Below are 23,563 nucleotides of genomic sequence, written 5' to 3'. Positions count from 1 at the left end.
CACGTGCATGCGCGTGCTTATCGTCGAGGACGAACCGTACATGGCGGAAGCCATCCGCGACGGCCTGCGCCTGGAGGCGATCGCGGCCGACCTCGCGGGCGACGGCGACACCGCGCTGGACATGCTGGGCACCCACACCTACGACATCGCCGTACTCGACCGCGACATCCCCGGGCCTTCCGGTGACGAGATCGCCCGGCGCATCGTCGCCTCCGGCAGCGGCATGCCGATCCTCATGCTCACCGCCGCCGACCGCCTCGACGACAAGGCCTCGGGGTTCGGACTCGGCGCCGACGACTACCTCACCAAACCCTTCGACCTCCGCGAACTCGCGCTGAGGCTCAGGGCACTCGACCGCAGGCGCGCCCACAACAGGCCGCCCGTGCGGGAGATCGCGGGGCTGCGGCTGGACCCGTTCCGCCGCGAGGTCCACCGGGACGGCCGCTACGTCGCGCTGACCCGGAAGCAGTTCGCGGTGCTCGAAGTCCTCGTCGCGGCCGAAGGCGGTGTCGTCAGTGCCGAGGAGCTCCTGGAACGCGCGTGGGACGAGAACGCCGACCCCTTCACCAACGCCGTGCGCATCACCGTATCGGCCCTGCGCAAGCGCCTCGGCGAACCGTGGGCCATCGCCACCGTGCCGGGCGCCGGCTACCGCATCGACACGCCACCGGGGACCGTGTCCGAAGGGCCGGACCGTGGATAGAGCGCCCGGGATGAGCGTCCGCCTCAGACTCGCCCTCAGCTACGCCGGATTCCTCATGGTCGCGGGTGCCTTGCTGCTCGCCGCCGTGTGGCTGTTCCTGCTGCGGTACGTCCCCGAGCGCGCGCTCCTCGTCAGCAGCGACACCCCCACGCACGGTGTCTTCCCCGTCCGGTTCAGCCTCCTGCGCGCCTTCGCGCCGTCGGCCGCCGCGGTACTGGTCTTCCTGCTGGTCTTCGGTCTCCTGGGAGGATGGATCCTCGCCGGCCGCATGCTCGCCCCTCTGAGCCGGATCACCGACGCCACACGCAGGGCCACGCACGGATCACTCTCCCACCGCATCCGGCTGCCGGGCCGCGAGGACGAGTTCCGCGAACTCGCCGACGCCTTCGACACGATGCTCGCCCGGATCGAGACGCACGTCGCCGAACAGCAGAGGTTCGTGGCCAACGCCTCTCACGAGTTGCGCACCCCGCTGGCCATCTCGAAGGCGCTTCTCGACGTGGCCCGCACCGATCCGGGCCGCGACACCGGCGAACTCGTCGACCGCCTCCACGCCGTCAACACCCGGGCGATCGACCTCACCGAGGCACTGCTCCTGCTCAGCCGCGCCGAACAGCGCTCCTTCACCCGGGAACCCGTCGACCTGTCCCTGGTGGCGGAAGAAGCCACCGAGACACTTCTCCCCCTCGCCGAGAAGCACGGCGTCACCATCGAGACCGGCGGCGACATCGCCCCCGCGAGCGGGTCGCAGGCGCTCCTGCTCCAGCTGACCGTGAACCTCGTGCACAACGCGATCGTCCACAACCTGCCGGACCAGGGCGCCGTCCGGGTCAGCACCGGCGTCCGCCCCCGGACCGTGGTGCTCACCGTGGAGAACACGGGCGAGAGGCTCGACCCGCGGCTGGTCCCGACGCTCACCGAACCGTTCCAGCGGGGCACCGAACGGGTCCGCACCGACCACGCGGGCGTCGGCCTCGGCCTGGCGATCGCCCGGACCATCACGCACGCGCACGACGGGACACTCACCCTCACCCCGCGCGCCGCCGGCGGTCTCCTCGTCACCGCCGAACTACCCGCGGCAGGCCCCGCACACTGGCGCTGAGGGCGACGACGTGGTCGCGGGGCTCAGCGGGCCAGCGGCACCCACACGCCGTGGGGTGCGACCCGCAGCAGGGAGGAGAAGCCGGCCTCGTGGAAGGCCAGTTCGATCTCGGGCAGCCCTTCGGAGAAGTGGGCCCAGCCGTCGTAGTGGGCCGGTACGACGGTCCGCACGCCCAGGACGGCGGCAGCGGCGGCGGCCCGGCGGCTGTCCAGGGACAGGGGCCGCCCGTCGAACTTCGCCGGCACGCGTGCCGCTCCCGCGTGCAGGACGGCCGCGTCGATGCCGGGCACCCGGCGGGAGATCTCCGCGACCGTGCGCATCGAGGCGTTGTCGCCGCTGACGTACACGGTCGGGAGCCCCCGCCCGGACAGCACGAACCCGATGACCTCGCAGTTGACGTTGCCGTCCGCGTCGCGTTCGCCGTCCTCGGGGCCGTGGACGGCGGGGACGGCCAGTACGGTCAGATCGCCGCCGCCGTCCGGCCGGGGCAGGCGGTGGCCGGTCCACGGGGAGAGGCCGACGGCGGGTGCGCCGAGCCGTTCCGCCGCGAGCGGCCCGGTGAGCACCAGCGGGGCGCTCTGCGCGAACGCGCGGCCCCGCCCGTCGAGGTTGTCCGGGTGGGCTTCGTGGCTGACCAGGACGGCGTCGACCGGTCCCACCGCGTCCTCGCCGGCGGCGGGCCCGGCGGTCTTGGTGAGGTACCCCTGGGGACCCGCGTCGTCGAAGGTCGGATCGCTGACGATCCGCAGGCCACCGATGTCGATGACGGCCGTCGGACCGCCCAGCACGGTGACCGCGCATTCCTGCCGGGACAGCCCTGTGCTCATCGTCGTCCTCGCAGCGTGCTCGGGATGGTTCACACCGTCGAGGCTAACGATGCCCCGGCGGCCCGTGAAATGCGCGCGCGGACGCATCCATGCGTCACCGGCATGGACGCGTGTCACCCCGCTGCGGTCTGCAGGGAGGCGTCAAGGAACCGGCGGATCAGTGTCCGCTGCGAGTCGGGGAAGTACACGAGGCGCACCGGGCTCGGCGGTGCCCCCGTGAGGGGGGCGAAACTGACCGCCGGGTGCTGGGTACGGCGCCGCGCGACCTCCGGGACGATGCCGATGCCCCGGCCGGCCGCCACCGACTCCAGCCACTCGTCGTAGTTCGCCGTTTCGATGATCCGGGCCGGGCGCTCGTCAGCGGGCCACCGCGATGTCGACGGTGCGCCGGCGCAGCGCCTGGAGGGGATCGTCCGTCCGGACCAGGGCGACCGTCGCTCCGGTGTCCTCCTCGAACCGGCTCACGGTCCGCTGCGTCCACGGATCGGGCAGCAGCCGGCTGAAGCCGAGCCGCAGGGTGACGCGGTGGCGGGCGACGGCGAGGGCCTGGTCCAGCGCGGCGAGGACCCGCTCGACGTGCACGAGGAACTCCGCGCCGGTCTCCGTCGGTTCGACGTGCCGTGAAAACGGTCGAGCAGGCGGACGCTCAGGACGCCCTCCAGCTGCGCGATCGTACGGCTGAGCGCCGGCTGAGCAGGCGGACGCGCGCCGCCTGGCGTCACATACGGCCCCCTGACCGCCGCAGGAAGGTGATCGAGACCCCGCGCCACTTGACGTTCCATCAGTTCACCCGGTACCCGTGTCGGGCCCCCGGAAAATGCCGGGCTCCGGTCGGACGATCGCCGTACCGTGGCGGCATGCTCGATGAAGACGGTTACTTCGGGGAGTCCGTCGCCGCGTCGTACGACGAGTCGTCGGCGGAGATGTTCGACCAGCGGGTCGTGGAGCCCGCCGTGGATCTGCTGGCGGAGCTGGCCGGGGACGGAGGGCGGGCGCTGGAGTTCGGGATCGGGACCGGGAGGGTCGCCCTGCCGCTCGCGGCGCGTGGCGTCCAGGTGCACGGCATCGACATGTCCCGGGCGATGGTCGAGCGGCTGCGGGCCAAGCCCGGCGGGGACGGGATCGGTGTCACGATCGGGGACTTCGCGACGGCCGAGGTCGAGGGGACCTTCTCGGTCGCCTACCTCGTCTACAACACGATCATGAACCTGACCTCGCAGGACGCCCAGGTGGACTGCTTCCGCAACGCCGCCGCCCACCTGGAGCCCGGCGGCTGTTTCGTCATCGAGGTCGCCGTGCCCGATCTGCGGCGGCTGCCGCCGGGGCAGAACGCCGTGCCGTTCCGGGTGGCTGAAGGGCGGCTCGGCTTCGACCTGTACGACGTGGCCAGCCAGTCCGTCAGCTCGCACCACGTCTCCGTCCAGGACGGCCGCGGCAGCCACCTGGCCGTTCCGTTCCGCTACGTCTGGCCCGCCGAGCTGGACCTCATGGCCCGGCTGGCCGGGATGCGGCTGCGGGAGCGGTGGGACGGGTGGACGCGCGAGCCGTTCACCAGCGACAGCCGGCAGCACGTGTCCGTGTGGGAGAAGGCCGCGGGCTGAGGCGGTCGGCGTCCCGTCCGCCCTCCTCGATGCGGGCCCCTTGCCGGCGGCGCGGCCGGAGCACGGCCGTCCGCTCCGGCACGGCGGCGTCCAGGGTACGCCCGGCAAGGGCGCCTGACGGGTGCCTTCCCCGGTCAGGCGCCCCCGTTCCCCGTGTCTAGAAGAAGCCCAGCTTCTTCGGTGAGTACGACACCAGGAGGTTCTTCGTCTGCTGGTAGTGCTCCAGCATCATCTTGTGCGTCTCACGGCCGATCCCCGACTGCTTGTAGCCGCCGAACGCCGCGTGCGCGGGATAGGCGTGGTAGCAGTTGGTCCACACACGGCCCGCCTGGATCGCGCGCCCCGCGCGGTAGGCGGTGTTGATGTCCCGTGTCCACACACCCGCGCCCAGGCCGTACAGCGTGTCGTTGGCGATTTTGACCGCGTCGTCGAAGTCGTCGAACGAGGCCACCGAGACGACCGGGCCGAAGATCTCCTCCTGGAAGATCCGCATGCGGTTGTCGCCCTCGAAGATGGTCGGCTGGACGTAGTACCCGCCCTTCAACTCTCCCTCGGCGTCGATGCGTTCGCCACCCGTGAGGATCTTCGCGCCCTCCTGGCGGCCGATGTCCAGGTAGGAGAGGATCTTCTCCAGCTGGTCGTTGGATGCCTGCGCGCCGATCATGGTCTCGGTGTCCAGCGGGTGACCCGGCCTGATGCGCCGGGTGCGTTCGACGGCCGCCTCCAGGAACTCCGCGTAGTGACCGCGCTGGATCAGCGCCCGGGACGGGCACGTGCAGACCTCGCCCTGGTTGAGCGCGAACATCGTGAAGCCCTCGAGCGCCTTGTCGCGGAAGTCGTCGTCGTGCGCCCACACGTCGTCGAAGAAGATGTTCGGCGACTTCCCGCCCAGCTCCAGGGTGACCGGCTTGATGTTCTCCGAGGCGTACTGCATGATCAGCCGCCCCGTCGTGGTCTCCCCGGTGAACGCGACCTTCGCCACCCGCGGGCTCGACGCCAGCGGCTTGCCCGCCTCCACGCCGAATCCGTTGACGATGTTCAGCACACCCGGCGGCAGCAGGTCCGCGACCAGGCTCAGCCAGTAGTGGATGGAGGCCGGGGTCTGCTCGGCCGGCTTGAGGACGACCGCGTTGCCCGCGGCGAGCGCCGGCGCCACCTTCCAGGCCGCCATCAGGATCGGGAAGTTCCACGGGATGATCTGCGCGACGACCCCGAGCGGCTCGTGGAAGTGGTACGCCACCGTGTCGTCGTCCAGCTCGCCCAGCGACCCCTCCTGCGCGCGGATCGCCCCCGCGAAGTAGCGGAAGTGGTCGATCGCGAGGGGGATGTCGGCGGCCAGCGTCTCCCGGACCGGCTTGCCGTTCTCCCAGCTCTCGGCCACCGCCAGCGGCTCCAGGTGGGCCTCCATCCGGTCGGCGATCTTCAGCAGGATGTCGGAGCGCTCCGCGACCGGGGTACGACCCCACCCGGGCGCGGCCTCGTGGGCCGCGTCCAGCGCCCGCTCGACGTCCTCCGCGGTGCCGCGCGCGATCTCCGTGAACGGCTGACCGTTGACCGGTGACGGGTTCTCGAAGTACTGCCCGCGCGCCGGCGGCACATAGGCGCCACCGATGTAGTGGTCGTAGCGCGCCTGGTAGGAGACGATCGCGCCTTCGGTGCCCGGCGCCGCGTAACGAGTCATCCTGGTTGCCTCCCGGTGCAGCGCTGCCCGCCGTTGGGCAGCTCTCGGCGCGAGGCTAGGGACGCGGACGTTGCAAGTACGTTGCGTCGCGGCTCCGTACCCGTGCCCGGCCGGCCGGCGCCGCCAGTTCGGCCTCCAGCGTGGCGAGCCGGGCCCGGACCGGTGCCGTCGGGCGTACGGCGGCGAGCGCCCGCCACACCTCCAGGTCGTCCTCACCCCACGGCGCGTGCGCCCAGTCCGCCAGCAGATCGGGGTCGCCGTGCGCGATCAGCGCGAAGCGCAGCCCGCAGGCCAGCCGCTCCCGCAGCCGGACGATCGCCGGGGCCTGGGAACCGGGCAGCAGCGGGCCGCTGTACGCCTCCGCCGCCGCCGTCAGCGCCCCCGCCTCCAGCCGCCGCTCGACCACGGTGGCGTCCGACTCCACCGCCGCCGTCAACCGGTACGGCCGCGAGGCGAGCAGCCCCGGACCGAGCAGTCTGCGCAGACGCGCCAGCTCGGCGCGCAGCGTCACCGGGGTCACCGACTCGTCCGCGTACAGCGCGCACAGCAGCTCGTCGCCGCTCAGGCCCTCGGGATGCCGTGACAGCAGCACGAGGATCTCGCTGTGCCGGCGGCTGAGCCTGATCCGCCTGTCTCCCACGGCGAGTTCGGCCTCGTCCCGGCCGAGCGCGCTCAGCAGCGGCCCTCCCCCGGCGGCGCGTGGCGGGGCGAGCAGGGCGAGCTGTGCCTCGGCGGCCCGCGCCACCGCCCGCACGAAGCCGAGGCTGTGCGGATGGGCGAGCCCGTCCCCGCCGGTGATGTCCACGGCCCCCAGGACCCGACCGGTGCGTGGATCGTGCACCGGAGCGGCGGCGCAGGTCCACGGCTGCACCTGCCGTATGAAGTGCTCCGCGGCGAACACCTGCACGGGCCGGTCCACGGCGACCGCGGTGCCCGGCGCGTTGGTGCCGACCGTGCTCTCCGACCACCGGGCACCGGGCACGAAGTTCATCCGGTCCGCGCGGCGCCGGGTCGCCGCGTGCCCCTCCACCCACAGCAGCCTGCCGTGCGCGTCGCACACCGCCAGCAGATGCTCGCCATCGGCCGCGAAGGTGCCCATCAACTCCCGGAACAGGGGCATCACCCGGGACAGCGGATGCTCCGCGCGGTAGGCGCCGAGATCGTCGTCGGTCAGCTCCACGCTGGCGGCGCCGTCCGGCCCGACACCGGCCCGCGCGCTGCGCCGCCACGACTCCGCCACCACCGAGCGCACCGGACGCGGCACCGTGCCCACCGTGGTGAACGTCTCGTGCGCCCGGCGCAGCAACCGGACCCGCTCGGCGGGATCGGCCCCCGGCTCCAGGGCAACCCACGGATCGCTCAACTCGGCCTCCCGGACAGTGGAACGGTGGTGGTGCGGTGCGGTACGGGACGGTGATAGGGCCTACGGCGGCTCCGGGCGGTGATGCGGCGGGCTGAGCGGTGGCACAACGGCTGCCACGGCGGCTGGGACCATCGTCGTCCCGGGCGGTCACGCGGACAACCGGTGCGACGGCGGCTCCGCCTCCGGCTTAGGTCTTCCGTTTGGATCAGGCCGGACCAGGGAGCGGTGCCAGGGCCCGCGAGCCCGGCATGATCCAGACGAGAGGCCCTCCTAGGCGAAGTTGACCATTCTGATGTACCGCACCCAGTCCCAGTACGGCCCCGGGTCGGTGTGGTCGGTTCCGGGCACTTGGTAGTGGCCGATGATGTGCTCCCTGTCCCGGGGGATCCGGTACTTGGCGCAGATCGCCGCCGTGAGCTTCGCCGACTCCTCGTAGAGGGCGTCGGTGAAGTAGGCCGGCTGGTCGATCCAGCCCTCGTGCTCGATGCCGATGCTGCGCGTGTTGTAGCCCCAGTTGCCCGCGTGCCAGGCGATGTCGGTCTCGTGGACGCACTGGGCGACGTGCCCGTCCGCCGAGCGGACCACATAGTGCGCGGAGACCTTCTTCTGCGGGTCGCTGAAGATCGCCAGCGTGTCGGTGAACGTCTCCTGTGTGACATGGATGATCACTCGGTCGATGGTGTAGTCGCCGGGGCGGACGGACGCCGTGTAGTTGGAGCTGCTGGCCGCGTGCCACTCGGCGGGCGGATAGTCGACAGCCGCGCTCTGGGCGCCGGCCCGCGGCTCGGGGAGCAGCGCGTAGGGGACGGCGGCGAGTGCCGCGCCCTTGAGCAGCCGGCGCCGGCTGAGCCGGGGTCTGGCTCGGTCCATGTCCATGGCGGGATGCCTTTCGGGATGGCTCGGGGAATGCCGTTCGGCGGGCTTTTCGGGAGTCGGGGGTACGACGGGGACGTCAGCGACGCAGGGCCCGCGCGGTCTCCCGCAGCCGGGCGTGCACGCCGCGGTACGTCTCCCGCGCGGGCAGCCACTGTTTGCGGAGCTTGGCCACGCACGTGTAGTTCGTGTCGCACACGTTGGCCAACGGTGACTCGACCGCCTGGGTTGCGAACTGGTAGGCGTCCAGCTCACTGAACCCGTAGTCGCGCACCAGCCACTGCACCAGGTCGAGCTGGGATATCCGGAACGCGTCCTCCAGCGGCCGGGCCGAACCGGTCGAGATGATGTGCGTGTCCGACTCCAGCCGGGGCCACGGTGTGGCGACGTCCTTGAGGAGGTCGACGACCACCACCGTGTTCATCGCGCACTCCACGGCCACGCCACAGGTCTCGCCCTCGCCCTGCCGGGCGTGCCCGTCGCCGAGGCTGAGCAGGGCGCCCTCGACGTTGACACCCAGGTAGCAGGTGACGCCGGCCCGCATCTCCGGCGTGTCCATGTTGCCGCCGTGGGCGTCGGGCACCAGGGCCGAGCGCACCTCCAGGTTGGCGGGGGCCACACCCACCGTGCCGTGCATCGGGTCCAGGGGCAGCTCCACCTGGAGGTCGCTGTCCCGGGCCTGGAACAGGGCCGTTCCGCGGGCTCGGTCCAGCTGCCAGATCCACACCCGCTCCGGCAGCGGTGGCTGAAGGGTGGCCGTCGTGTGCGTGGAGGTCAGCGCACCGAAGAGGGGGACCGTCGTGGACGCCGCCCAGTCGCGGGCCGGTTCGATCGACACGAAGTGCACGGCCACGGTGTCACCGGGCTCGGCGCCCTCGATGTGGAAGGGCCCGGTCTGCGGATTGAGGAAGGGGAACTCGCACACCTCGGACACCAGGTCCTTCTCGGAGCGGACCCGGCCCGCGAAGCAGTCTTCCGTGTAGAGGTCGAGGACCGTACCGGGCGCGATCCGCGCCAGGGGCGCCGCTCCGCCGAACGTCCACGCGTACTGGTCAGGTTCGGGGCGCACGGTGAGGATCCGGGGGTCGGTCATCGTGGCGTGACTCCCTTCTGAGGGCGATCCCCGGGACGGGGACGCGGGCGGGCGTGGGCGGTGCCCCACGTGAGGGGTGGTCAGCCCGGCACGGATCCGTTCATGCGGCCGGCGCCGGGGTCGTACGCGTCGAGGTGCACCCGCGCGGTCTCCGCTATCCGCTCCGGGTGCCGCCGTATCAGCACGACCAGCACGACCACTCCCACGGCCATCCACGCGCCGACGACCGGACCGGCGTAGGACACCGGTGCCGTCAGTTCCGTCACGAAGTCGAACACCGGAAGGCCGGCCGCCGTCAGCAGGGCGGGCACGAACGCGGCGATGCCCAGCACGGGGAACAGCAGGTGCCGCACCGGTGCGAAGGAAGCCCGGCCGGAGCGCAGGAAATGGCCGGCGCAGGAGAGGTTCACGACGATGTAGACGCCGACGACGACCGTGACGATCACCGTGGCGAGCAGCAGGAACGCGGTCACCGGGTCGTAGGCGAAGCCGAGCCCCAGCACCGCTGCGACCGCGACGACGGTCTGCACGGCGATGCCGGCCACGGGGGAGTGGTGCCGGGGATGAAGCGTGGCGAGCAGGCCGGGCAGGACGCGGACGCGGGCGAGGGCGAAGGCCGTGCGGGTCGAGACGTTCGCGCTCGCGTTGGCGTTGGCGATGGCCGAGTTGACCACCGCGAGGAACACCAGCACCCAGAACAGACCGAACGAGGCCCGGGCCACGCCCTCCCAGGACGCCTCGCCCGAGGCACCGAACTCCGCGAAGCGGTCGGGGCCGAAGTAGACGGTCATCGCGTACGTCGTGAGGACGTAGAACAGGCCGATGCCCACGGCCGCTCCGAGAACCGCGCGGTGCATGGTCCGCCGCGGGTCACGGGTCTCCTCGGCGAGCGGCGCCGCCGCCTCGAACCCGGCGAAGGCCAGCACCGTGTACACGGACCCGGCGAACACCCCGGCGGCCCCCGTGTAGCCGTCGGCGGTGTGGGACGTACCGAACACCGACAGGGTGTTGGCGCTGCCCGCCTTGCCGATGAGCAGCACGGCGAACACCAGGAGGACGACGATCTCGAAGACGCCGAGGACGGTTCCGAAGCGGGCGGAGGCACGGACGCCCAGATAGCCGGAGACGGCGATCACCACGGCACCCGCCAGCGCCCACGGCCACCACAGGTCCGCCGGGTACGCCGGCCATTCCTCGTGCAGCGTGCCCGCCGCCGTGAAGCCCAGCTGGAGGAGCAGCAGGGGCGGCACCAGCATCTCCACGAAGACGTAGGCCCACCCGACGAGGAAGCCGACGGCCGGGTGCAGGCCCTTTGCCGCGTACGTAGCCACCGAGCCGGCCGCGGGCAGCTCCCGCGCGAGCTCGGCCACGCAGGAGGCGGTGAACAGACAGGCCACCAGGGCCACGAGCACCGCGAGCGGGAGGCTGCCGCCCGCGAAAGCGGCGCCCGACGGAATCGAAGCCGCCACCGCGGCGGCCGGCGCCATCGCCGTGATGCTCTGGAACAGCACCTCGCGCAATCCGATGGCGTCGCGCCGCAGCGTCCCCTTCGTCTCTCCGTGCATGTGTCCCCCGATACGTCTCAGTCCGCCGCCACCGCCGCCCGCGCACTCCTGATGCCGCTTGCGCCTGCCGCTTGGTGACGATCCGTCGGCTGGGCCTCGCGTGAATCACGGTACGACTCGGGCGGGTTGGGCAGAAGGGGGTGCCACGGTTCCGTGGACGAGTCGCGGCTTGTGGACAACTTGCTCACTCGATCGGGTGAGGTCCGGCGAGGCGCCGGCTGCGACGTGCCAGGCACCGCGCGCACCGCGGAGGACCACCTGCCCCGCAGCCGACCGGGGATGCTTCCCGTGGTCCGGCGTCCCGGCGAGCAGCGCCGCCTGGGCACCATCTCCCGGGCATCACCGCCCGGGTGGGCCGCGCCCACGGCTGAAACTCGGTCCCGCGGGGGGACTCAGTCCGTCACCCGACTCCACCGGTCGGGTTCCCCGGCGCGCGCCGAGCCGCGTCAGGATCGTTCCGCCACCACAGCCGGATCGTCCAGTACCGCCCGGACGACCGAGTGCGCGGCGCCCAGCAGGGGGCCCTGCGGGCCCAGTGGGGAGACCGTCACCGGGCAGGCCGGGCCGGCCGTGCGGCCCGACAGCTCCGTGTCCAGCGACGGCAGTAGCCACGGGGACAGATCGGCCAGGGCCCCGCCCAGGACCACCGTCTCGGGATCGAGCAGGTTCACCGCTCCGGTCAGGGCGATGCCGAGGGCCGTACCGGCGTCCCGCAGCGCGGACCGCACCCTCTCGTCGCCCGCCTCGGCGCGTTCCGCGAGCAGGCCCACCCGGTCGTCCCGCGGCTCCAGCCCGGCCGCGCGCAGGACCGCCTCCTCGCCCGCGTACTGCTCCAGGCACCCCCGGCTGCCGCACGGGCAGGGGGGACCGTCCGGTCGTACGGGCACGTGGCCCAGCTCGCCCGCGAAGCCCCGGGTGCCGCGCAGCAGCCGGCCGTCCACGACGATCGCCGCGCCGATGCCGATCTCGGCCGACACGTGCAGGAAGTCGCCCGGCGTACCGGCACCTAGCCACAGTTCGGCCAGTGCGCCGAAATTGGCCTCGTTGTCGACGGTCAGCGGCCCGTGCGCGGGCAGCAGGGGACCGAGGTCGGTGTCGTGCCAGTCGAGGTTGGGGGCCCGTACGACCGTCCGCCCGTCCCTCGCCACCAGGCCGGGCACGGCGACCGCGAGCCCGGCGGGCCAGAGTTCCGCGCGCTCCGCCTCCGCGACGACCTGCTGGATCAGCGCCGTCAGCTCCTCGATCACCGGTTCCGGCGCCCGGCCCCGGTTGACACCGCGCCGCACCGCCCGCGCGCGGACCTCGCCGCGCAGGTCGACCGCGCAGACGGCGAGGTGGTCGACGCCGATCTCGGCCCCTATCCCCGCGGGCCCCCGCCCGCTCACCGCGAGCGCCGACCCGGGCCGGCCCACCCGCCCCGGCCGCTCGGGCCCCAGTTCCTCCAGCAGGCCCCAGCGGATCAGCTCGTCCACGAGGGTCGACACCGCGGCCCGCGTCAGTCCGATCCGGGAGGCGACCGCCGCCCGGGACAGCGAGCCCTCGGCGCTCACGGCGTGCAGTACCCGGGCCAGGTTGCGCCGGCGCATGCCCTGCTGGGTGTCCGGCAGGGCGCGCCCGGCGCCCGATGGGCGCGCCTCGTGCAGCGGTGCGGTCATGCCTCCGTCGATCCTCGGTGTCTGCCGCCCGGCTGGTCGCGGGCGGATCGGTCACTCGGTGTCCGTCCCCCGCTCCAGCAGCGGGGCCGCGTCGGAGAGTACCCCGGTGATCCGGTCCAGCGTCGCCCGGTCCCGTTCCACGGCCTCCAGGACGGGGCCCGCGGCCGTGTTCCAGCGGCGAGCGACCGCCGCGGGATCCTCGCCGGTCAGCAGTCCGGCCGCCTGGGCCGCCGCACCCAGGGCGACCAGTTCCCTGGCCTGCGGGATCTGGACGGGCCGTCCCGAGAGCCGGCGCACGGTCTGCTGCCAGGCCGTCCCGCGCGCCCCGCCGCCGATCAGGAGCAGGGGGGTGTCGCGGTCCGCGTCCTCGTCGAGGACCAGGTCGAGAGCCCCGAGCAGCGCGTGCACCGCGCCGTCGTACGCGGCCTGGAGCAGCTGACCCGGGGTGGTGTCGTGCCGCAGACCGTGCAGCACTCCGGAGGCATGCGGCAGGTTCGGCGTGCGCTCGCCGTCCAGGTACGGCAGCAGGGTCACGGAGCCGCCGGATTCCACCGCCTCGCGGTCCAGGCCCAGCAGGTCCGCGACGCGGTCCACCGCGAGGGTGCAGTTCAGGGTGCAGGCCAGGGGGAGCCAGTCCCCGCGCGCGTCGGCGAAGCCCGCCACCGTCCCGGTCGGATCGGTGGGACGGCGCCGGGAGACGGCGTAGACCGTGCCGGACGTCCCGAGGCTCAGCACCGGCGTGCCGGGACGCAGTCCGAGGCCCAGGGCCGCCGCCGCGTTGTCGCCGGTGCCCGGGGCCACCAGCGTGCCCTTCGAGAACGGCAGGTCGTGGCTGTCGCGCACGGTGCCGGCCACCTCGCCGGGTCGTACCACCCGGGGCAGCAGCGCCGGATCCAGGCCGACGTGCGCGAGGGTCTCCTCGTCGTACGCCTCCGTCCCGGACGCCCACCAGCCGGTGCCGGAGGCGTCGCCGCGGTCGGTCGTGCCCTGCCCGGTCAGGCGCTCGGTGAGGTAGTCGTGGGGGAGCCGTACCGCCCGGGTCGCGCGGACCGCCTCCGGTTCGTGCTCGGCGAGCCACGCCCACTTGGTGACCGTGAAGGACGCGCCGGGCACGCTGCCGGTGCGCTCCGCCCAGGCCTTCGGCCCGCCCAGCTCCTCCACCAGACGCACGGCCTGCGGCGCCGAGCGGACGTCGTTCCACAGCAGCGCCGGACGCACCGGCTCGCCGCGCTCGTCCAGGGTGACCAGGCCGTGCTGCTGGCCGCCGATCGACACCGCGGCCGCCTCGTGCGCCGCGTCACCGCACTGGCGCAGTGCCTCGCACAGCGCGTCCCACCACTGGCGCGGGTCGCTCTCCCGGCCGGCGCCGGACGAGACCGTGTGCGGTGCCTGGCCGCTCGCCACCACCTGACCGGTGGCCACGTCGACGACCAGTGCCTTCGTGGACTGGGTGGACGTGTCCACCCCGACGACGAGCGGACCCTCGGCTGCTGACATCGGGCTCTCCCTCTTCCGCGGCTCCGCGGGACGTGCGGGTGTGTGGTTTCGAAGACACCTTGCTGTCGAAGACATCTTGTCTCTTCCCAGAGGTGCGTCGGCATACTAATTTGTAAACCGCCATGACGAAATAGTCGCAACAGAGCAAGGAGCCGCGGCATGAGCTACCAGCCCACCCCCGAGGACAGGTTCACGTTCGGACTCTGGACCGTCGGCTGGCAGGGCAGGGACCCGTTCGGCGACGCCACCCGCCGCGCCCTCGACCCCGTCGAGACGGTGCAGCGCCTGGCGGAACTGGGTGCCTCCGGAGTGACCTTCCACGACGACGACCTGATCCCCTTCGGTTCCTCGGACACCGAGCGCGAGTCCCACGTCAAGCGGTTCCGCCAGGCCCTGGACGCCACCGGCATGACCGTTCCGATGGCCACCACGAACCTCTTCACGCACCCGGTCTTCAAGGACGGCGCCTTCACCGCGAACGACCGCGACGTCCGCCGCTACGCCCTGCGCAAGACGATCCGCAACATCGACCTGGCGGTCGAGCTGGGTGCGAAGACGTACGTCGCCTGGGGTGGCCGCGAGGGCGCCGAGTCCGGCGCCGCCAAGGACGTGCGGGCCGCCCTGGACCGCATGAAGGAGGCCTTCGACCTCCTCGGCGAGTACGTCACCTCGCAGGGCTACGACCTCCGCTTCGCCATCGAGCCCAAGCCGAACGAGCCCCGCGGCGACATCCTGCTGCCCACCGTCGGGCACGCGCTGGCCTTCATCGAGCGCCTGGAGCGGCCCGAGCTCTACGGCGTCAACCCCGAGGTCGGCCACGAGCAGATGGCCGGCCTGAACTTCCCGCACGGCATCGCGCAGGCCCTGTGGGCCGGGAAGCTCTTCCACATCGACCTCAACGGTCAGTCCGGCATCAAGTACGACCAGGACCTGCGGTTCGGCGCGGGCGACCTGCGGTCCGCCTTCTGGCTGGTGGACCTCCTGGAGAGCGCCGGTTACGAAGGCCCCCGCCACTTCGACTTCAAGCCGCCGCGGACCGAGGACCTCGACGGCGTGTGGGCCTCGGCGGCGGGCTGCATGCGCAACTACCTCATCCTGAAGGAGCGGGCGGCCGCCTTCCGCGCCGACCCCGAGGTGCAGGAGGCCCTGCGCGCCTCGCGCCTGGACGAGCTGGCCCAGCCGACCGCGGCCGACGGCCTGCAGGCCCTGCTCGCCGACCGCGCGGCCTTCGAGGAGTTCGACGTGGAGGCGGCCGCCGCGCGCGGCATGGCCTTCGAACGCCTCGACCAGCTGGCGATGGACCACCTGCTCGGAGCGCGGGGCTGAACGCAGGAGGGCCGGGGCGAGCGCCAGCCGCTCACCCCGGCCCCCGGCCGTGAGCCCGGTGTCAGCGGCCCTCGGGCAGCCGGACGTACGTCACGGTCGTCCTGATCCCGCTGTCGACCAGGCGGCCCTGGGCGTCGAACGCGCCCGTCCCGTCGGTCATCCCGAAGTCGTTGTCGTTGACGAGCGCGAGCGTGTCGTGATCCACGCGCGCGATGCCCTCGATCTTCCCTGGCACCCCCGCGACCTTGCCCAGGTCGACCACCAGCCGCTTGGCCAGCACCGGCACGCCCTGCGCCGCGGGGTCGTCCAGCTGCTCCAGCGACGGAGCCGTGGTGTCGTCGTCCCAGGGACCGCCGAGGATGTCCGATGTGCGCCGCAGGCTGACCAGCTGGAGCCGGGCGGCCTTGTCCGTGCGCTCCTCGACCAGCAGCCGGTCACCGCCGGCCGCGACCACCGAGGAGATCTTCAGCTCGGAGGTGTCGTCCTCGCCCGGGTCCACCACGTCCACCGGGTCGAAGCGGTAGGCGTACTCGGCCGTGACGGCCTTCGCGCGGGGTGAGAAGCGCAGCAGGCGGGTGGTGCGGGAGGCGTCGCCGGCGTCCGCGTCCGGCAGCGACAGCGGGCTCTGCAGGGCCATCACCAGGTCACCGCCGGGAAGCTGCGCCAGCCCCTCGAACCCGCGGTTGGTCTTGCGGTGCAGCAGGACCGCCGGGAGCGCCTCCACCACCGGGTAGTCCGCGCCCGTCAGACCGAGCCCCTCGGGCACGTAGCGCGCGAGGACCCGCCCGCGCGCGGAGACGTGCACGAGGGAAGGCCCGTACTCGTCCACGAGCCAGAAGCTGCCGTCCCCGGCCCGGACGACGCCCTCGGTGTCGAGGCCGTTCGGGTCGTAGGACAGCGCCGTCCGCGCGTCGTAGGTGTACGGCGCCTCGTCCCGGCTCTTCTGATCGGGCAGTCCGGTGACGGCTTTCCCGGAGGAGGTGGTCAGCGGTATCGCGTCGATGACCTTGACGGTGTCCCCGGCGGCCCTGATCCTCACGATGGCGGGATCGAATCCCGGCACCGGGAAGGTGCGGCGCTTCTTGCCGTCCACCTTGATCTGACCGTTGGGACCGCGGTCGGTCACCGTCCAGTACTCGTCCTTGCGGCCGGCCGGGTAGATGTCGCTGCCGATGCCGCCGAGCTTGATCCCGTGGTCGTCGGCCACGCTGCCGGGCAGCAGCGCGTTGCTGAACGCGCCGAGCGGAATCTCGCCGAGGGTCGCCGTACGGATCACACGGGCGTCCCCCGACGGCGCCGCGGTGGCCGTCCCCGCCGCGACGAGGACGGCGGCCAGGGCCAGGGGCCAGCCCGTGGCGAGGGAACGGCGGACGCGACGCAGACCGGCGGCGTGCGGGAACATCGGGCCTCCTGGAGCAAGGTCATGGACTGCCGACACCCTTGGGCTCCCGGAGGAACGCCGCACGACCGCCCGGTGAACGGCCGGCGTCCGCCGCTCATCAGATCGCGTCACCAATGAGCCTGACTGTCTGTCAGGAACCGTGCGCGGCCGGAACCTCCCCCTCCGGCCGCGCGGAGGCCAGCGCCGTCGCGGGGTCCGGATCGGCCCCGCCCGCCGGGACCCAGCGTCCCCCCTCGTCGCGGTACGGCCACCAGCGGCCCTCGCGCCCGAGCCGCAGCTGAACGCCTTCCTCCTGGACGGTCCACCGGTTGCCGCTGCGGTGGAACACCGGCCGCTCGTCCGCCTCCCAGGCCGCTTCCAGAGCCGCACGCGCGCGTGCCAGCGCCACACCCTCGACGTCCCGGTCCTCGTCGAGCACCGCCAGGGCCGCCGCACCACCGGTCCGCCAGGCGCGGACCGCTGTCATGAGCCCGTCGTGCCCACGCCCCGACCCCGCGGCGAGCCGCTCGGTGACGGCTGCGGGGGCCGGCCCGCATGCCAGGCGTACGGCGTCCTGGGCGGCCGTCAGGTCCGCCTTTGTCCGCGTCTCACCACGCAGCGCCGCCGCCAGCAGCCGATACGCCTCCGCGGCGGTGCGACCGGTCAGGTGCGCCAGCGCCGCCGGGTCCACCCCCGGCGCGGCCGGCGCCCCGGTGGCGAAGGACGGTGGCGCGCCGGGAGCCGAGGGCAGCCCGGGCAACTCGGGCAGCGGCGGCAGGATGCCGGCAGCCGCCCAGGCCTCGGCCGCGTCCACCCCCGCGGCCGGGGGTGTCACTCCGGACGGTTCCGCCGTGCCGCGGACGTGCAGCTCCGCCAGGAAGGCGTCCTTGTCCCGCCCGCGCATCAGCAGGAGCAGAAACGGATCCTCGTCCAGCAGCCGCGCCACCTGGTGGCACAGGGCGGCGGTGTGCCCGCAGTGGTCCCAGGCACCGCAGTCGCACGCGGGATCCAGATCGCCGAGAGCCGGCAGGAGGTCGATCCCCGCCACCGCCGCGTCTTCGAGCAGATGCGGCGGAAGCTCCCGTTCGAGCAGCGCGGCCATGTGGCCGGCCTGCTCCACGGCGAGATCCGCGAACCACGCCCACTCCTCGTCGGACAGCCGCGGCAGCAGGACGTCGGCCCGGTACGCCGCGCCTCCGCGGTCACGGACGACGGCGGTGACCCGGCCCGGCCGTACGGTCACCGCTCCCACGCCGCCCGCGCGCGCGAGCCGGCGCCCGGACTTGACCACCGCGGCCTCCAGCGCGGCGTCCTCCAGGGCCCGCAGCCAGGCCAGCCCCCACCAGCTCCGGGCGAAGGCACGCCCGCGCGCGGGCGGCAGCGCGGCGAACGTGCGCTCCGCGTCCCGTCCGTGCTCGTCGTCCCAGCGGCTCATCGCGCCCCCCCGCGCAGTTCCACCAGTGCGGCCAGTTCCTCGTCCGACAGTTCCGTCAGGGCCGCCTCACCGGAACCGAGCACGGCGTCGGCCAGCTCCCGTTTGCGGCCCAGCATCTCGGCGATCCGGTCCTCCAGGGTCCCCTCGGCGATCAGCCGGTGCACCTGCACCGGACGGGTCTGCCCGATGCGGTACGCCCGGTCGGTGGCCTGTGCCTCCACCGCCGGGTTCCACCAGCGGTCGTAGTGCACGACGTGCTCGGCCCGGGTGAGGTTCAGCCCCGTCCCGGCCGCCTTGAGCGACAGCAGGAACACCGGGGCCTCACCCGCCTGGAAGCGCCGTACCAGCTCCTCACGCGCGGCGACCGGCGTCCCGCCGTGCAGCAGCAGCGAGGACACCCCGCGGGCCGCCAGGTGCCGTTCGAGCAGCCGGGCCATGCGCACGTACTGCGTGAAGACCAGCACACCCGAGTCCGCGGCGAGGACGGTGCCGAGCAGTTCGTCCAGCAGCTCCAGCTTCCCCGAGCGTCCCGCGAGCCGCGGATCGTCCTCCTTGAGGAACTGCGCCGGATGATTGCAGATCTGCTTCAGTCCGGTGAGCAGCCGCATGATCAGGCCCCGGCGGGTCATGTCGTCGGCGGCCGCGATGCGGTCCAGGGTCTCGCGCACCAACGCCTCGTACAGCCCCGCCTGTTCAGCCGTGAGCGACACCGGGTGATCCGTCTCGGTCTTCGGCGGGAGTTCCGGGGCGACGCCGGGATCGGACTTGCGCCGCCGCAGCAGGAACGGTTCGACGAGCCGGGCGAGCCGTCGTGCGGCGGCGGGGTCCCGGCCGCCCTCGACGGGCTGCGCGTAGCGCGCGCGGAACCCGCCGAGGCCGCCGAGCAGGCCGGGTGTCGTCCAGTCGAGGATCGCCCACAGTTCCGTGAGGTTGTTCTCCACCGGAGTGCCGGTGAGCGCCACGCGCGCGCGTGCGCCGATCGTGCGCAGCGCCCGCGCGGTCGCGGAGTAGGGGTTCTTCACATGCTGCGCCTCGTCGGCCACCACCATGCCCCACGGGACCCCGGCGAGCCGGTCGGCGTCCAGGCGCAGCGTGCCGTACGTGGTCAGCACGAACTCACCGTCCGCCAGGGACGCCAGATCGCGTCCGGGTCCGTGGAACCGGCGCACCGGCACCCCGGGAGCGAACCGTTCGATCTCGCGCTGCCAGTTGCCCAGCAGCGAGGCCGGGCAGACCACGAGCGTGGGGCCGGCCGCCGCCGGATCGGTCTGCCGGTGCAGGTGCAGGGCGATCAGTGTGATCGTCTTGCCGAGCCCCATGTCGTCGGCCAGACAGCAGCCCAGTCCGAGCGATGTCGTACGGGCCAGCCAGTCGAGCCCGCGCAGTTGATAGTCCCGCAGGGTCGCGGCCAGCCCCGGCGGCTGTCCGGCGGTGAGGGCCGGGTCCTGGGCCGTCAGCCGCTCCCGGAGCCCCTCCAGCCACCCCGTGGGCCGTACGTCGACCTGCCGGCCGTCGACTTCCGTCGAACCCGTCAGAGCCGCGGCCAGCGCCTCGACGGGAGCGACGGAACGGTCCCGCTCGGTCCGGGCCCGCTCCGCCTCCCGCGGATCGACCAGGACCCAGCCGTCGCGCAGCCGCACCAGGGGCCGCTTCGCCTCCGCCAGCCGGTCCAGCTCCTCCCGGGACAGCTCCCGCCCGCCCAGGTCGAACCACCAGCCGAACGTGACCCTCGCGTCCGCTCTGAGGAACGACGGAACGGTGACGGTTCCGGACGGTGCGGTGCCGTCGTCCGGCGGGCCGATCGCCGCGTGCGCGGTGATGCCGCGTGCCAGGTCCCGGGGCCAGTGCACCTCGACCCCGGCGGCGGCCAGCGCCCGCGCGCCCTCGCTCAGCAGCTCGGCGATCTCGTCGTCGGCGAGGTCGACGGTGTCCGGCACGGCGGCGGAGAGCAGCGGCGTCAGCGGCGGCCAGGCCCGGGCCGCCCGGCGAAGCGCCAGCAACGCGTCCGCACGCGCGCGGAGGGCGAACTCCGGGCGCCCGGTGTCCGCACCGGTCCACAGTTTGGCGGCGTCCATGACGTCCGCCGGTCCGCCCTGGCCGTGCACCTGGAGGACCGCACGGAAGCGGACCGGAGCACCGTCCTGGGAGGCGGCGTCGAGACCGGACGCCTCCACGCGCAGCGACAGCCGCACCCCCGCGTCATGGCCGGCGGCGATGTCGTCCGCCCACTCCCGCAGCGCGGGCAGACGCCGCGGCTCCAGCGCCGTGTACGCGGGGCCGCCGGTCGCCAGCGGGGCGGCGGGGGAGCGCGGCAGCACGTCGGCGACCGCGTCGAGGAAGGCGCGCAGCAGCCGTTCCGGGTCGGGCAACAGCGCGGGCCCGTCGTCCGTGAGCGGCACGGCATGCGCCTGCGGGGGCATGGCGGCGGCGAGTTCGCGGACCAGTTCCGCATCGCGCGCGGACAGAGGCCCCACGCGCCAGGCGTCGTGATCGCCGGCGGTCAGGCCCGGCAGGAGCAGACCGCGCGCCAGGAAGCCGAGGGCCAGTTCGTACGCGGTCCGCCAGAAGGCGGCGGCCCGGTGTTCCCGCGGCAGCGCACGCGCGCGTGCGAGCACCGGAAGGGCGGTGCCGACGGGAAGCAGGAGGACGGGCAGCGGCACGCGTTCGACGCCTCCGTCGGCCGAGGGCAGTACGAGATCCAGGTCTGCCGGCGAGCCCTCTGCGTGCCCGGGCGGAACCCCACCGTCCGGCCGCCAGAAGCCGATGCGGCCCGCGCGCGGGGGATCGGACGGCAGGAACACGACGCAGCATTCGGTCAGTTCGGTCAGTTCGGTCGGTGCGGTCGGTGCGGTCGGTGCGGTCGGTTCGGTCGGTTCGGAGGGTGGTGGCGCAGGGATGGTCTGCACAGCTTCGTTGCACTCCTCAAATTTGACTACTCGACCGGAGCCGCCGAGGTTACAGGATGGCCGGGGCGTTCCTGTCCTGCCCGTACCGTGACGCGGGTCACTCCACAATCTGTTCGAAGGGGGTTCTGGTTTCGTCGCGAGTACGGGCGGCAAGCGCGCACCGGCGGGGACAATGTCCGCCACCGCTGTCGAGCGTCGTGGTCGAGTGAGGGGGACGGCATGGGGGAGAGCCTGAGGGACGCGGGGCCTGCACAGATCCCGAGACGAGGAGGGGGATCGGAGTCGGGCGGACGGGATCGCATGCCGTCGCCCCTGCGCGAGGAGCACACAGCCATGGAACTGCGCCGTGCCGAACAGGCGCACACGGAACCCGCCGGGGTGGTTCCGCCGGTCCATCGGCCGGGAGGCTTCGAGGTCGACGCCTCGGTCCCGAGCCGGCAGCAGTGCTGGGACATGCTGGAACCGGGCGTGCGGGAGAAACTGGCGCACAAGGCCGGTGGCGTCTGGGAGTGGTGGGCGCGATTGGACGACGAGGGCCACCCGAAGGCGTTCGTGTTCGGCCCCCGCGGACTGTGCCAGGTCGGCAGCGTCGTCCGCGACGGCCGCACCGTCTTCCAGGGCGAGCGCCTGAGAGTGGAGCCCGGAGCGGTGCGACGGCGGTCGTTCGCGGTGACCGGCCCCGGGAAGCGACCCTCGACGGCGACCGGGCAGTGGGGCCGGGCCGCGGCCACCCGTGCCGCACAGCCGCCGGCCCCAGCCGTACTCCCGCTGAACCTGGCCACTGCGGCCCTCGGCGTTCTCGGGAACTTTCCCGCCGAGGTGCAGGAGTTCGTCCAGCGCCCGTTCCTGTCGGACGGCCACGGGCTCGTCGCGGACTGGTACTACGACGAGACCCTCGAACTCACGCATCGGAAGGTCTTCGTGGTGTTCTGCCTGTCCGCGCAGCGTCATGTGACGGTCGCGGCGGGCACCCGCACCCTGCCGCGGGGAAGGCCGCCGCATCAGGCACGCTGGGACGTCGAGTGCTATGAGGCGCTGATCCGGCGGGCTTGATGCGGCGTGCCGGCGGACCGTCGGTGTCCTTGCCGCGTCGCGCGGAGCGCCCAGGGGCCGCGTCGCGCCGGGCCGGTCACCGGCGGCCTCACCGTGTCCCGTCGGCTGCCGGCGGCCTCACCGCGCCCGGTCCGCCGCCAACGGCCCGCCGCGTCCGGCCCACTGCCAACAGGCTTCCCGCCCCGTCGCGGGCCACTAGGGGGTGTGGCTCAGGGATGTCTCAGGGCCGGGTCGTGGAACCGTGGGGAGCGGGGGGCCGTTCTCAGATCAGAGAGCGGCAGTGGCCGCGAAGGAGGCGACGCTCATGTCCATGAACGCGAAGATCGCCGCAGGGGGCGTGGCGGTCGGGCTGATCCTGCTCATATGGCTGCCCTGGTGGGTGGCGTTCCTCATCGTCGTGGGAGTTCCGGCGGCCGCCTACCTCGCCCTGGACCCCTCACAGCGGCGCAGGCTGCGCAGGGTCACCCGCAAGGAGCTCGGCCGCTGAGGCGCCGGTGCGCGGCAAGGTCTCACTCGGCGAGCCGCCAGGACGGGCGGGCCGAGCCATGGGGAGCCGCGTCGCCCAGGGGCGGCGCGGCTGCCGGGGGAGCGACCGGAAGGTCTCGTCCGGCAGCCCCGGCTCACAGGGGCCGTACGGCCATCTTGTCGAGCGCCTCCAGCAGACCGGGCAGCTCGGGTCCCCGGCCCACCGGCAGCACCTCGCCGGGCTCCTCGTCGAGCAGGACGAACGCGATGTCGTCGGTGCGGGCCACGATCGACCAGCCGGGGCCGTCGGCGCGGAGCGTACGGGCCTCGCCGGGCGCGAACGACGAGCGCACGCGGCCGAGCGGCGGTGGCGAGTCGACGTAGGCGCGCGCTTCCGCGAGCACCCGGCGGACACCGGCGTGGCCACCGGCCCTGGCGCCCTCGCCCTCCCGCGCGGAAGGCACGTCCGGCGTGCGCTCGCCGGGCACGGGGAAGTCGGCGTCGTCGATCTGCTCCCGCCAGGCGGCCCACTGCAGCGCTATCTCGTCGGCACCCAGTCGGCGCTGCGCGGGCCCCCAGGAGGCGGTGTCCGGCGGGCACAGCGCCGACCGTCCGGCCTCCTCGGCGGGCGGGTCGTGAGGAGCGGGCACGCCGGGTGCCGCGACGGCGACGGCCAGGGGCCATCCCGGCAAGGCGGTCACGACCGCGCGCTCGTCCGGCGACAGCTCGTACTCCATGCCGCAGTCCCAGGACGCGATCGCCACGGCGACCAGCGAGACGTCGTCGATGACGACCGTCCAGCGAGCGCCCAGCCCGTCCTGGCCCAGCACCAGGCCGTACCCGTCGGCGCGCGGCGCGAGGTCCAGCGCCGCACACGCCTCCGGGTAGTCGTCGCCCAGCACGCTCGGAAACTGTGCCGGCGTGAGCAGTACCGCCGTCAGCACGTACAGCGCATCGTCCGCGGCGGCGACGGGCTCAGCGTCCGTCCCGGCCATCCCTGCCTCCCCAGTGGTTCGTCCATCGGCGCGCACCCTAGT

At 73.3% G+C, this 23,563-nt stretch carries 20 protein-coding genes; 6 read left to right on the top strand and 14 right to left on the bottom strand.

Annotated features, from left to right (window positions below; genetic code table 11):
• Positions 1–7 precede the first annotated feature (7 nt).
• The gene (locus AB0947_RS19950; RefSeq protein ID WP_366751649.1) at positions 8–703 is read left to right on the top strand and encodes a response regulator transcription factor; all 696 of its coding nucleotides are present in this window, start codon (positions 8–10) and stop codon (positions 701–703) included.
• 10 nt (positions 704–713) lie between these two features.
• On the top strand, positions 714–1,805 hold the full coding sequence (locus AB0947_RS19945; RefSeq protein WP_366751648.1) for a HAMP domain-containing sensor histidine kinase: 1,092 nt from the start codon (positions 714–716) through the stop codon (positions 1,803–1,805).
• Positions 1,806–1,828: 23 nt separating this feature from the next.
• On the opposite strand, the gene AB0947_RS19940 is transcribed toward AB0947_RS19945, so the two are convergent.
• The 3 genes from AB0947_RS19940 to AB0947_RS19930 form a co-directional block, all read right to left on the bottom strand.
• Complete coding sequence (locus tag AB0947_RS19940) at positions 1,829–2,632, bottom strand: MBL fold metallo-hydrolase (RefSeq protein ID WP_366751647.1); 804 nt, start codon at positions 2,630–2,632, stop codon at positions 1,829–1,831.
• 113 nt (positions 2,633–2,745) lie between these two features.
• Positions 2,746–3,042, bottom strand: coding sequence for a LysR substrate-binding domain-containing protein (locus tag AB0947_RS19935; protein ID WP_366751805.1), 297 nt, complete (start codon positions 3,040–3,042; stop codon positions 2,746–2,748).
• Complete coding sequence (locus AB0947_RS19930; RefSeq protein WP_366751646.1) at positions 2,990–3,214, bottom strand: hypothetical protein; 225 nt, start codon at positions 3,212–3,214, stop codon at positions 2,990–2,992. Before AB0947_RS19930 ends, AB0947_RS19935 begins: the two co-directional genes overlap by 53 nt.
• A gap of 275 nt (positions 3,215–3,489) precedes the next feature.
• On the opposite strand from AB0947_RS19930, the gene AB0947_RS19925 reads away from it, so the two are divergent.
• On the top strand, positions 3,490–4,233 hold the full coding sequence (locus AB0947_RS19925; RefSeq protein ID WP_366751645.1) for a class I SAM-dependent methyltransferase: 744 nt from the start codon (positions 3,490–3,492) through the stop codon (positions 4,231–4,233).
• A 157-nt stretch (positions 4,234–4,390) separates the two neighbouring features.
• Here the strand turns inward: AB0947_RS19925 and AB0947_RS19920 are convergent, their stop codons facing one another.
• The 7 genes from AB0947_RS19920 to xylB all read right to left on the bottom strand — a co-directional run bounded on the left by AB0947_RS19920 (position 4,391) and on the right by xylB (position 13,960).
• On the bottom strand, positions 4,391–5,914 hold the full coding sequence (locus tag AB0947_RS19920; RefSeq protein WP_366751644.1) for an aldehyde dehydrogenase family protein: 1,524 nt from the start codon (positions 5,912–5,914) through the stop codon (positions 4,391–4,393).
• A gap of 55 nt (positions 5,915–5,969) precedes the next feature.
• Complete coding sequence (locus AB0947_RS19915) at positions 5,970–7,277, bottom strand: GAF domain-containing protein (protein ID WP_366751643.1); 1,308 nt, start codon at positions 7,275–7,277, stop codon at positions 5,970–5,972.
• Positions 7,278–7,547: 270 nt separating this feature from the next.
• On the bottom strand, positions 7,548–8,147 hold the full coding sequence (locus tag AB0947_RS19910) for an N-acetylmuramoyl-L-alanine amidase (RefSeq protein ID WP_366751804.1): 600 nt from the start codon (positions 8,145–8,147) through the stop codon (positions 7,548–7,550).
• Between the two features lie 82 nt (positions 8,148–8,229).
• Positions 8,230–9,243 carry an acetamidase/formamidase family protein gene (locus tag AB0947_RS19905; RefSeq protein WP_366751642.1) on the bottom strand — a complete coding sequence of 338 codons (1,014 nt, stop codon included), beginning with the start codon at positions 9,241–9,243 and terminating at the stop codon, positions 8,230–8,232.
• Between the two features lie 80 nt (positions 9,244–9,323).
• Positions 9,324–10,808, bottom strand: coding sequence for an APC family permease (locus AB0947_RS19900; RefSeq protein ID WP_366751641.1), 1,485 nt, complete (start codon positions 10,806–10,808; stop codon positions 9,324–9,326).
• Between the two features lie 446 nt (positions 10,809–11,254).
• Entirely contained in the window at positions 11,255–12,463 is a 1,209-nt protein-coding gene (locus AB0947_RS19895; protein ID WP_366751640.1) for an ROK family transcriptional regulator, read from the bottom strand.
• A gap of 51 nt (positions 12,464–12,514) precedes the next feature.
• Positions 12,515–13,960, bottom strand: a complete 1,446-nt coding sequence (xylB, locus tag AB0947_RS19890) for a xylulokinase (RefSeq protein WP_366751639.1) — start codon at positions 13,958–13,960, stop codon at positions 12,515–12,517.
• 159 nt (positions 13,961–14,119) lie between these two features.
• Between xylB and xylA the strand changes: the two genes are divergently transcribed.
• Positions 14,120–15,286 carry a xylose isomerase gene (gene xylA / locus AB0947_RS19885; RefSeq protein WP_366751638.1) on the top strand — a complete coding sequence of 389 codons (1,167 nt, stop codon included), beginning with the start codon at positions 14,120–14,122 and terminating at the stop codon, positions 15,284–15,286.
• Positions 15,287–15,347: 61 nt separating this feature from the next.
• Here the strand turns inward: xylA and AB0947_RS19880 are convergent, their stop codons facing one another.
• The 3 genes from AB0947_RS19880 to AB0947_RS19870 all read right to left on the bottom strand — a co-directional run bounded on the left by AB0947_RS19880 (position 15,348) and on the right by AB0947_RS19870 (position 20,294).
• Positions 15,348–16,688 (bottom strand): esterase-like activity of phytase family protein, encoded by a 1,341-nt coding sequence (locus tag AB0947_RS19880; protein WP_366751637.1) that lies wholly within the window; start codon positions 16,686–16,688, stop codon positions 15,348–15,350.
• Positions 16,689–16,818: 130 nt separating this feature from the next.
• Positions 16,819–18,102 carry an SWF or SNF family helicase gene (locus tag AB0947_RS19875; protein WP_366751636.1) on the bottom strand — a complete coding sequence of 428 codons (1,284 nt, stop codon included), beginning with the start codon at positions 18,100–18,102 and terminating at the stop codon, positions 16,819–16,821.
• A complete protein-coding gene (locus AB0947_RS19870) occupies positions 18,099–20,294 on the bottom strand; it encodes a DEAD/DEAH box helicase (protein ID WP_366751803.1) in 2,196 nt (731 codons plus the stop codon). Before AB0947_RS19870 ends, AB0947_RS19875 begins: the two co-directional genes overlap by 4 nt.
• A 1,047-nt stretch (positions 20,295–21,341) precedes the next feature.
• Between AB0947_RS19870 and AB0947_RS19865 the strand changes: the two genes are divergently transcribed.
• Positions 21,342–22,061 carry a hypothetical protein gene (locus AB0947_RS19865; protein ID WP_366751635.1) on the top strand — a complete coding sequence of 240 codons (720 nt, stop codon included), beginning with the start codon at positions 21,342–21,344 and terminating at the stop codon, positions 22,059–22,061.
• A 304-nt stretch (positions 22,062–22,365) separates the two neighbouring features.
• A complete protein-coding gene (locus AB0947_RS19860) occupies positions 22,366–22,548 on the top strand; it encodes a hypothetical protein (RefSeq protein WP_366751634.1) in 183 nt (60 codons plus the stop codon).
• A 133-nt stretch (positions 22,549–22,681) separates the two neighbouring features.
• Here AB0947_RS19860 and AB0947_RS19855 read toward each other — a convergent pair whose 3' ends face one another.
• On the bottom strand, positions 22,682–23,521 hold the full coding sequence (locus AB0947_RS19855; protein WP_366751633.1) for a hypothetical protein: 840 nt from the start codon (positions 23,519–23,521) through the stop codon (positions 22,682–22,684).
• Between the last annotated feature and the right edge of the window lie 42 nt (positions 23,522–23,563).

It is taken from the genome of Streptomyces sp. NPDC047841, from assembly GCF_040704085.1.
GTDB lineage: Bacteria > Actinomycetota > Actinomycetes > Streptomycetales > Streptomycetaceae > Streptomyces > Streptomyces argyrophylli.
This window is presented reverse-complemented; position numbering and strand designations above follow the sequence as displayed.